Annotated in this window: 7 protein-coding genes and 1 riboswitch; all 7 genes read right to left on the bottom strand. The window is 31.2% G+C overall.

What is annotated here, in order from left to right; translation table 11 throughout:
- Positions 1-764 (bottom strand): NAD(P)-dependent malic enzyme (locus WY13_RS14105; protein ID WP_156499054.1); only part of this gene is annotated, 764 nt, incomplete at its 3' end.
- Between the two features lie 441 nt (positions 765-1,205).
- A complete protein-coding gene (gene citG / locus WY13_RS14100) occupies positions 1,206-2,078 on the bottom strand; it encodes a triphosphoribosyl-dephospho-CoA synthase CitG (RefSeq protein ID WP_063556259.1) in 873 nt (290 codons plus the stop codon).
- Positions 2,079-2,722: 644 nt separating this feature from the next.
- A complete protein-coding gene (locus WY13_RS14095) occupies positions 2,723-3,748 on the bottom strand; it encodes an ABC transporter substrate-binding protein (protein WP_063556258.1) in 1,026 nt (341 codons plus the stop codon).
- A complete protein-coding gene (locus WY13_RS14090; protein WP_063556257.1) occupies positions 3,745-4,488 on the bottom strand; it encodes an ABC transporter permease in 744 nt (247 codons plus the stop codon). The genes WY13_RS14095 and WY13_RS14090 overlap by 4 nt, the downstream gene beginning before the upstream one ends.
- Positions 4,485-5,237, bottom strand: coding sequence for an ABC transporter ATP-binding protein (locus tag WY13_RS14085; protein WP_063556256.1), 753 nt, complete (start codon positions 5,235-5,237; stop codon positions 4,485-4,487). The genes WY13_RS14090 and WY13_RS14085 overlap by 4 nt, the downstream gene beginning before the upstream one ends.
- A gap of 4 nt (positions 5,238-5,241) precedes the next feature.
- Positions 5,242-5,901 carry a thiaminase II gene (gene tenA / locus WY13_RS14080; protein ID WP_063556255.1) on the bottom strand — a complete coding sequence of 220 codons (660 nt, stop codon included), beginning with the start codon at positions 5,899-5,901 and terminating at the stop codon, positions 5,242-5,244.
- 92 nt (positions 5,902-5,993) lie between these two features.
- A riboswitch (TPP riboswitch) is annotated at positions 5,994-6,101 on the bottom strand.
- Positions 6,102-6,452: 351 nt separating this feature from the next.
- Entirely contained in the window at positions 6,453-7,301 is an 849-nt protein-coding gene (locus WY13_RS14075; RefSeq protein ID WP_063556254.1) for a peptidoglycan-binding protein, read from the bottom strand.
- Positions 7,302-7,446: the final 145 nt, after the last annotated feature.

The raw sequence follows: 7,446 nt of genomic DNA, 5'->3' as shown, positions 1-7,446 counted from the left end.
TTTTTCATTGCATCTTTTAATGTTCCCTTTTCTAAACTTCTATTTGTTACCTTTGCTATTTGTTTCTGAGGTTCGTTTAAGCAGTCATCTCCTTCGTAAACTATACCATTTATGTCACAAAGTACTATGTTTTTTACTCCTGCTGAAATCAAAAGCTTAGCTGTTGCAATACCTGAAGCACCAGCACCGTTTATAACAATTTTTATATCACTAATGTCTTTATTTACTATTTTCAATGCATTGTACAGACCTGCTAACACTGCGATAGCAGTACCATGCTGGTCATCATGATATATTGGTATATCTAATTCTTCTTTTAACTTATCTTCAATATAGAAACATTCAGGTGCTTTTATGTCCTCAAGATGTATTCCGCCAAATCCCGGTGCAATGTTTTTAATAGTATTTACTATATCATCAGGGTCTGTAGAATCTACACATATTGGTATTGCATTTACATTTGCAAATCTTTTAAGTAACAATGCTTTTCCTTCAACTACCGGAAGTCCAGCTGCTGGTCCTATATTGCCAAGTCCTAGTACTGCAGTTCCATTTGTAACTACAGCTACTGTCTTTCCTTTTATTGTATATTCATATGCCTTTTCTTTATCATTGGCAATTTCCAGACATGGCCCTGCTACACCTGGTGTATAAGCTACTGCCAAATCATCACCGTTTCTCAATGGCATCGTTCCAACGACTTCTATAGTACCGTGCTTTTCTCTATGTAATTTTAAGGATTCTTCTTTTACATCCATACCCATACTTTTTTAGTTAGGCTCAAGAATAAACCTAACCGTACCTCCTTTTTATATTAAACTTATAATAAATGCTAAATTAAATCATTTATAACAATATCCCTTATGGTTTTTAATTTGATCTCTTTCCTAATTCACTAATATAATAGCAAACTTATTTAGCTTTGTCAAAACATTTGTAATAAAACAAAACATTTATTTAAATGAATTCTTGCATTTTTCTTCTTATAATCGTATTTAAGCTTTAAAATAGTCTTATAATATTCTTTTTAGAAATATTTCTTTCAACAAATGTTAAATATATTAACATTTATCAATATTTATTTTAACATTAAATTCCAGTATGAAAGTAATAAAATTACTCCTGTTTATATAAAAAATTCATATAGAAACAAATAAGGTAGCTGCATAAATTTATATTTTATGCAGCTACCTTATCACCTACTCCTACAAACTTCTCATATATTCTTCTACTAAGTATAAAAATACAGTTACGCCTAACAAATCGGCACTTCCCCCAGGACTTATATTTTTTTCTATAAATTCTGTACAGAGATCATTTATTTTTTTTCTTCCTTCACTAGTCCTCATTCCTCCAGCTGAAAGTACCTCCTTAGCTTTTTCTTTAACTCCCTCTAAAACTTCAGGCGAATGCCTGTATATTATAGTTGAATCATCGCAAATTTGCATTATTCCAATAAGAGTATGTACCAATCTATCATTAGTATTTAAATCCACATTTTCCTTATAAAAATCCAGAGAAAAATCAAAAACTGTAGGTAATCCTCTCTCTACTTCTCCCCGTACACCTTCTGTCTTATATTTAATAAATAATCTTTCACCATGACTTAAGTCCTTTTTGCCTTCTAAAGTAAAAAGTTCCTTTGAAACTATGCCCTTTGTCATTTGCTTTATAATACTTCTAATTTCACCAAATTTTTTCTCCTCATAAATGACCTTTCCCACAGCTGCACAAGTAACACCCATCAAAAATAGCATTCCCTTATGGGTATTAACTCCCTTTGTCTTAATAAACATGTCTTTTTCAGCTTTTATTCCTAAATTTCTAATACTATTAAATAGTTCTTTATAGGATTTATCTGAAAGTCCTTCTTGAACAAACATAGTCATATATCTGCTTAAAACAGAAGTGCTGTCTATAAAAGTAAAAAAGTCCATATCCTTATGAGCACCACATGATACAGGTGACACCAGGCCAGGACTGGGATAACAAGAAACTTCATAAATCATAGCTTGTACTGCAAAACCTCCAATTATCATAGAAATTTCGTTTATCTGAAACATCTTCTCATTTTTCATATTGTTTTCTCCATATATTATTTTTGTCCTATAAAATACGACACATATTTTATCATAGTTACAGGCAAAATGCTATAGGCGATAACTTATATAGAGTTTTTAAATTGAAAGTTAACTTATACAATATCATATAATGACAAATTTCACCACAATAAAAACTTTTGGCAAGTCTAAAGCTCGGTATTTTGAAAATCTAAGGATCTTAGCTAAACTCGTGCCTCAGACATATCTAAGCTCCTAAGATTTTCTAAAATACCTCGCTAAGACTTATGAAAAAGTTTTTAAATGTGCTTTCAATTTTGTCATTATATTTTATGTATAAGTTTAAATTTCAAGCAGAAACTCTCGTATAGAAGTTAACTCTCAATTAAACTTTACGATCTATATATAGGTATTCTAACTTAAAAATCAACTTATACGCAGGCATATTTTTACAACAATGAAGTTCTTTTAAATATTTTGTATATAAGTCTTAGGAAAAAATTTGTAAAAACTTAGAGCTTTTGAATTGTCTGAGGTACGAGTTTTCAAAAGTTCTTAGTTTTTTTAGAATTTTTTACTTAGACTTATCAAAATATTTAATGAACTGAAGGTTGTAAAAAATATTCGGAGTATAAGTTGATTTTTGTTTAGGAAATCTCCTTTTATTTATTGTTATCCAGAATATTTACATAAAGATCTTCTGGTTTTATATCTTTCTTTAGAAGTCCTTGTTTTTTCAACCAATCTATATTGTTCTGCCAAACACTTTTATCCTGACTTAAGAAATGTTCACCATTTGACTCCATTTTAGGAAGAAGTATATTCATACTTTTTTCCTCTACTGCTTGTACTAGAGGAAAACTATCCTTTTTTTGATTGTCCATAAGTATTTTTAAAGCTGCCTTAGGATTTTTCTTAGTATATTCGAATCCCTTTTGAGATGCCTTCATGAACTTTTTAAGTACTTCAGGTTTTTCCTTAAGAGTTTTGTCACTAGTTACAAACACTTCTTCATAATAATTTGGCACTCCATACTTTGCAGGATCAAAATAATTTACAGGATGTCCTTCATTTTGAAGTACTGGAACCTCATGATTTATAAGTCCTCCCGTAGTTGCATCTACTTTTTTAGTTACCATAGAAGATAACAAATCAAATCCTACATCAACCATTTTAACAGAGTTTGGATCTCCCCCTTCTTTTTTTACCATAGTTTTTACATATTGAACATTTAAAGAATTTCCTGAATAACCTACAGTCTTTCCTTGAAGATCTTTCGGTGAATTTATATTCTTTTCCTTTAAAGCTATTATTACATTAAGTGGTGTATGTACAATAGCTCCTATAGATTTTACAGGAACACCCTGATTTGCTCTCGCAATTACAATATCCGGTTGATAGTATATTCCAATAGTAGCTTTTCCAGCTGCTGGAAGTGAAAGGGGGTCTGTAGTATCTGATGGGAATTTAATGTTTACATTAAGTCCTTCTTCCTTATAATATCCATTTTTAATAGCAGCATATACGAAACTGTGTATTGCATTTGGATACCAATCAAGTACTAAATCCACATTTTCTAACTTGCCATCCTTACCTTTAGATGAATCACTACTATTTCCACATCCTCCTAACATAGCAGTTATCAATAAGAATACCATTACAAGAGATAAATATTTATTTTTTTTCATACTTCATTCCTCCATTTTACTATTTTATTTTCTAAAACATTTAATATTTCCACTAAAATTAGAGCAGCTAGTGATAATATGACAATAGGTGCAAACACTCCTGCCCCATCCATTTGTGTCATCATTCTCTTACTAAAATATCCAAGACCTGCTTCTGCTCCAAGCCACTCACTTACAGCTGCCCCCACTACACTTAAAGGTACTGCCATTTTAAGTGCAGAAAAAAAGTAGGGCAGTGAAGCTGGAAACTTTAACTTCATAAATATATCTTTTTTGCTAGCACCATAGGTAATTAAAAGTTCTTCCATATCTTTTCTTGTAGAACGAAGTCCATCATATACATTTATAGTTATAGGAAAAAATGTTATAAGTACAGTTACAAGTACCTTGCTCCATATACCATATCCAAACCAAAGTATGAATATAGGTGCAAGTGCAGTAATTGGAACTGTTTGAGTTACAATTACAATTGGATAGAGAGCCCTTTGTATTCTTTCACTTATATTCATAGCCACAGCAAGCACTACCCCAAGCACTATAGATATTAAAAGTCCCTCAATGGTAATCAAAAGAGTAGCAGGAAGATGTACTAAAAATAAAATATCTTTAAGTTCCCATATTTTTTCTAAAATGGCAGTAGGAGAAGGCAGTATATACATTGCATCTATATACATTGCTAGAGCCTGCCATATTGTAAAAAACAATACAGCAACTATTATGGATGATCTATACCTTTTCACAGCTTAACCCCCTTTTTTAGTTCATTTATAAGTTCTTCTTTTATCTTTAATATAGGAGGCGTGTCTATCATACTTCTAGTCCTTGGATAGTTGAGAGACACTTCTATTTCTTTAAATTTTCTTATTGGAGTTTCTGATGTAACAAATATCTTAGTTGATAAAAAAAGAGATTCTTCTACATCATGGGTTATAAATAATATAGTTTTATCTAAAGCTAGCCATTTATCAATAAGCCATTCCTGCATAGAAACTCTTGTTATAGCATCCAATGCACTGAAAGGTTCATCCAAAAGCAGCACTTCTGCTCCTGTGAGGAGAGTTCTTGCAAAAGACGCCCTCTGCCGCATACCTCCTGATAAATCCTTTGGATATTTATTTTTATATTTTTCGAGTCCAAAATCCGTTAACATTTTTTCTGCCTGAACCTGTGCCTCTTTTAAATTTTCACCTTTAACTTCAAGGGGAAGATATACATTTTGAAGTATAGTTCGCCAGGGTATAAGAAGATCATTTTGCGGCATGTATCCTATATAACCTTTTAAATCATTTATATTTTTATCTTTTAGAATTATATCTCCTTCAAAAGCCTTTTCCAGTTTGCAAATAAGTCTAAATACAGTACTTTTCCCACATCCGCTAGGACCTACTATACTTATAAATTCCCCTTTGTCCACATTAAAATTAAGATTTTTTATAATAAAATCAGGATCTTCCTCGTATTTGAAGCTTACATTTTTAAATTTTAGCATGATTTCACATCCCCTTGTTATAAGCCATGTCCCAGAACATATATTCATACTTGCTTGTATTTATAAATATTTCCTTTAACCTGTTAAATTTCTTTTCTGATATATTTTGCGTCAAATAATCTAACAAGTCTATCACCCACTTAGTTTCCTTTTCATAATCACTAGATATATATCCTTTTATCCACTGTCCGTAAAACTCATTGTCCAGTGCCCCATCTACTTTACTCAATTTTTTACCAATTAAATAATAACTCCACATACAAGCTAAAAGAGAAGTAGTTAAATCCATTAAATCTCCCATTTGAGATACAGATAATATGTAGCTTGTATATGAAATATTTTCAATAGAAACTTTAGCATTTTCTATTTCTTCTTTTTTGATGCCTATTTTTTTCATATAATGCCTATGAATATTCATTTCTCCATTTAATATATTGTCCACCATCTTTGAGAATCCCTGCATTATACTTTCTTCACTGGATTTTACCACCCCTAAGGCATACACTCTTGCATAATCTAAAAGATATATGTAATCTTGAATCATATAAAACTTGAATTTATCTATTTCCAAATTTCCATCTCCTATTCCCTTTACAAATGGATGTTCATAGTAAGAATCCCATATATCTTTTACACTTTCGTATAATTTCATGGACGTTTTCATAATAAATTTCTCCTTTTTTCATCTGACGTACACATTATTAATTAAAAATAAAAGGTACAAACCTCTTAGGAAGCTTGTACCTTTTATTTATCAATTACATAAAAACCTCTTCCTACGCTGGCATTAACCAGATCAGGTATAGGGTCTAAGAATTATATTCTTACTCTCAGCCGGTAACACCAGCCCCCCTGGGATACTAAATCTATTTAATTTTACATTATTTATACAATTTTTATATTACTACAATAACAAAAATTGGTCAACGCTAAAGAGGCTCAAATTTAAACACATGTTATATTATAGCAAAGTTTAATCCTTTTATACATATCTTTAAAAACAAAAATTCACTTCTGAACGTAAAATAATTAATTTTAGCATTCAAGAGCGAATATACAAGACCTCTAAATATTTACCTTAAATACGTTACAAAACATAAATTCACCTCCTGCTGCTATTATATTTTAAATAAAAGACTTTTATACGTATGCCTAAAGCAAAAATTCATCCTTAAAAACAGGAACCTTGAAAAAATATCAAAGTTCCCGTTTTCATTAAAAGCTTAAATTTTTTATTCCTGATTTTGTTATAAGAGCATCATTCAATGCACTATAAGTCCAAGTTCCCACCGTTCCGCTTGCTGGTATTCCTGCATCTGTTTGAAAAACTATTACTGCACTTTTAGTTTGGCTTCCAAAATATCCTGTAGCACTAGAAACATTATATCCCAATTTTATTAAAGCATTCTGTAATGCTACCACATCATTACTTGTCATCCCTAAACTTAAAGGCAGTGTAGAAATATACAAAGGCTTACTATTCACTGTAATATTAAACTGCTTTGTACTATCATAGCTCTTTGTACTTAATCCATCCTTACCATAAACTTTAACTGTGTAAGTTCCACTTACAGCAGGTGTAAATGAAAATGTGCTGGAAGTGCTGAAATTACTGGATGCCACTAACTTCCCGTTATTATATACCTCATACCTGTAGCTCATCCCAGAAGAACTTACACCTGTGCTGTTAGCATAAAAACTTAATGCAGTCCCTACATAAAAGTATCCACTTACATTTACATTTTTGATTTGAGGATTATACACATTTAAATTCAAGGTGCCTTGAACATCAAAGGCCTTTTCGGATAGTGAATCCTTAAGGTATCCTATTACTTGATAACTTCCTGCAGCTGCAGGTTTAAAACTAAAAGTATTCGAACTTAAATAACCACTGTCGGCTGCTATGCTGCTTCCATTCATAACTACAAACCTATATTGTGCACTGCCGGAACCATTTACTTCACTTATAGTATAATTCACAGTGCCTCCAATAAAGATAAAATTTTGTGTACTAGTATATGTCATAGTAGGTTGATCATACACTTTAACAGCCATAGTTTTCATGCCGTCATATAAAGTGGACCCCTTTGTCAAGACAATTTTTTAGTATATTTATAGTTAGGTCAATAAACATGTATTCTAGTAAATTATCTAATAATATTTAAGATTACTTTCCTTTAGATATTCTCAACTTGTAGGTAAAGATTAT

This window comes from Clostridium ljungdahlii, assembly GCF_001636845.1.
In the GTDB taxonomy this organism is placed as follows: Bacteria; Bacillota; Clostridia; order Clostridiales; family Clostridiaceae; genus Clostridium_B; species Clostridium_B ljungdahlii_A.
This window is presented reverse-complemented; position numbering and strand designations above follow the sequence as displayed.

What these genes read in the sequence shown, in the direction of transcription:
- tenA (WP_063556255.1), bottom strand. Translation starts at nt 5,901, where the DNA reads ATGAAAACGTCCATGAAATTATACGAAAGTGTAAAAGATATATGGGAT.
- WY13_RS14085 (WP_063556256.1), bottom strand. Translation starts at nt 5,237, where the DNA reads ATGCTAAAATTTAAAAATGTAAGCTTCAAATACGAGGAAGATCCTGAT.
- WY13_RS14095 (WP_063556258.1), bottom strand. Translation starts at nt 3,748, where the DNA reads ATGAAAAAAAATAAATATTTATCTCTTGTAATGGTATTCTTATTGATA.
- WY13_RS14075 (WP_063556254.1), bottom strand. Translation starts at nt 7,301, where the DNA reads ATGAAAACTATGGCTGTTAAAGTGTATGATCAACCTACTATGACATAT.
- citG (WP_063556259.1), bottom strand. Translation starts at nt 2,078, where the DNA reads ATGAAAAATGAGAAGATGTTTCAGATAAACGAAATTTCTATGATAATT.